A 2,104-nucleotide genomic window follows, 5' to 3' on the forward strand; every position below is an offset into this window, starting at 1 on the left:
ACCCCTTCCCATCCCGAACAGGACCGTGAAACGACTCCACGCCGATGATAGTGCGGATTGCCCGTGTGAAAGTAGGTAATCGTCAGGCTCCCCCCCAGTCAGAAACCCCACCCGCCGCGGTGGGGTTTTTGCGTTTACGCGGCCCAAATCAACAGCAACATGCTCGACCGAGCACGAACAATAAGCGTGGTCGGACGCCGTTGCCAGCCACTGCCAAAAGTAGCCTGTTGATCGACGCTTTTTTGCGCATACTGAAGTTGACCCAGAAAAACGGACATCTATCCTTTGGAGAAGGAGGTGCCGATTATGGGCAAGCATCGTACCCCGTACCCGGCGAATTTCGGGCGCAAATGGCGAGCTGGTGAAGGCCGGACGCAGGCCGGAGGAACTGGAAAAGGAGTTCGAGCCGCCTGCACAGACCATCTACAACTGGGTGGCGCAGGCTGATCGCGACACAGATGTTCCGGTGCGACGATGGCACGCCGTTGCGCGTAACGTTCGCACTCGACTGCAGCGATCGGAGAGGCGATTGGCTGGGCGGCGGGGACCGGCGGGCATAGCGGTGATGTAGTGCGCGACGCGATGCTGGCCGCCGTCGCGCAGCAATTCGGCACCGGGCAGGTCGCGCCGTCCATCGAATGGTTGACGGACAACGGCTCGGCTTATGTCGACCACCGCACTCGCAGCTTCGCTCGCGAATTGGCCCTGGAGTCATTGACAACGCCGGCACGTTCTCCGCAGAGCAATGGCATGGTCGAATCGTTCGTGAAGATCATGAAGCGACAATTACGTCGCCTGTATGGACGAGCCTGACGCGCCAGCGGCGCTCTCGTGTCTGGCGTTGCATTTGAACACTACAATGAGCACCATCCGCACAAAGCCCTGGAATACCGCTCGCCGCGTGAGTTCAGGCGTGCTGCCGCGATTTCATTGACCTAACGGTGTCCGCGTGTCCTGAGTTACAGGGGCAACTCCAACCAGCTGCACTGGGTCATCTCGGCCCCCGAGTTGCGCGAGCTCAGCAAGCAATGCTTCGTCGCGCGCAGTCACCTTCGGCAGATGCGAGCGCAAGAATTCGACCCACGTGCGCGTCTTTGCATCGATGAATTTGCGCGACGGATAGAGCGCATAAACAGTCGTCTTTTGCAGCGTATATTCCGGCAACACGCGCACCAGCGTGCCATCGCGCAACCCGGAAATGGCCGCGTAGAGCGGCACCATGCCGATGCCCATGCCCATGCCTTCGCGGATCGCCACGATCAATGATTCGGCGATGTTCACATGCACGGGGCCGTCGACTTCCATCAACTCACTGCCGTTCGGGCCGTCGAGCGTCCATTCATGTGGCGGGAACGCCGGCGTATGCAGGATCAGACATTCGTGATGCGCAAGGTCGGCCGGTTCTTGCGGCGCGCCGTGCGCCCGCACGTAGGCCGGCGATGCGCACAGGATGCTGAACGTCGTCCCCAGCGGAAACGATACGAGGTCCGAATTCGGCAGCGTCGATGCGCCGATCACGGCCACGTCGGCGCTGCCCTCGAACAGATCCGGCATGCGCTGCGATAGCGTCAACTCGACGGTCACATCAGGATAGAGCTCGCGGTAACGCGAAATGGCCGGCAGGACGTAGTGCTGGCCGATGCTCGCAAAGCTATGCATGCGCAGTGCGCCGGTTGGTCGCTCGTGTGCGCAACTGGCTTCTTCTTCCGCAACATCGACATCCGCGAGGATCTGCTGCGATCGTTTCAGATAGCGCTCGCCGGCGGTGGTCAGCGCAAGCCGACGCGTCGAGCGATTCAGTAGGCGCGTGCGCAGATGTGCTTCAAGCTCCGAGACCGCGCGAGACATCGCGCCGGTCGTTGAATTGAGCGATTGCGCGGCCGCGGTGAAGCTACCGGCTTCAACCACGCGCACAAACACTCGCATATTTTGTAGCGTGTCCATCAAACCTTCTGTTTCATGCTCAAGATTGAACCGCCCCGGGAATCGTGGAGGCTGGTTGGTTTAAGTTACTAACTAGTGCATAAATAAGCGAACATAAATCGACGCCATGGTCTAAGCTTTAAGGGGCTTAGGGAGAGGCGAGATGCGCGAGGACGACGGC

At 60.1% G+C, this 2,104-nt stretch carries 1 protein-coding gene and 1 pseudogene; one reads left to right on the forward strand and one right to left on the reverse strand.

Annotation, left to right across the window (positions count from 1 at the left end; translation table 11 throughout):
- Positions 1–461: 461 nt before the first annotated feature.
- A pseudogene (locus HDG33_RS36785) lies at positions 462–939 on the forward strand (integrase core domain-containing protein); the annotation flags it as partial.
- On the opposite strand, the gene HDG33_RS36790 reads toward HDG33_RS36785, so the two are convergent.
- On the reverse strand, positions 928–1,944 hold the full coding sequence (locus tag HDG33_RS36790) for a LysR family transcriptional regulator (protein WP_184041215.1): 1,017 nt from the start codon (positions 1,942–1,944) through the stop codon (positions 928–930). The pseudogene HDG33_RS36785 and the gene HDG33_RS36790 overlap by 12 nt on opposite strands.
- Between the last annotated feature and the right edge of the window lie 160 nt (positions 1,945–2,104).

The organism is Paraburkholderia sp. Cpub6, assembly GCF_014201065.1.
In the GTDB taxonomy this organism is placed as follows: domain Bacteria; phylum Pseudomonadota; class Gammaproteobacteria; order Burkholderiales; family Burkholderiaceae; genus Paraburkholderia; species Paraburkholderia tuberum.

Bases quoted from the DNA above. Each gene is read 5' to 3' on its own strand.
- HDG33_RS36790 (WP_184041215.1), bottom strand. From the start codon at position 1,944: ATGGACACGCTACAAAATATGCGAGTGTTTGTGCGCGTGGTTGAAGCC.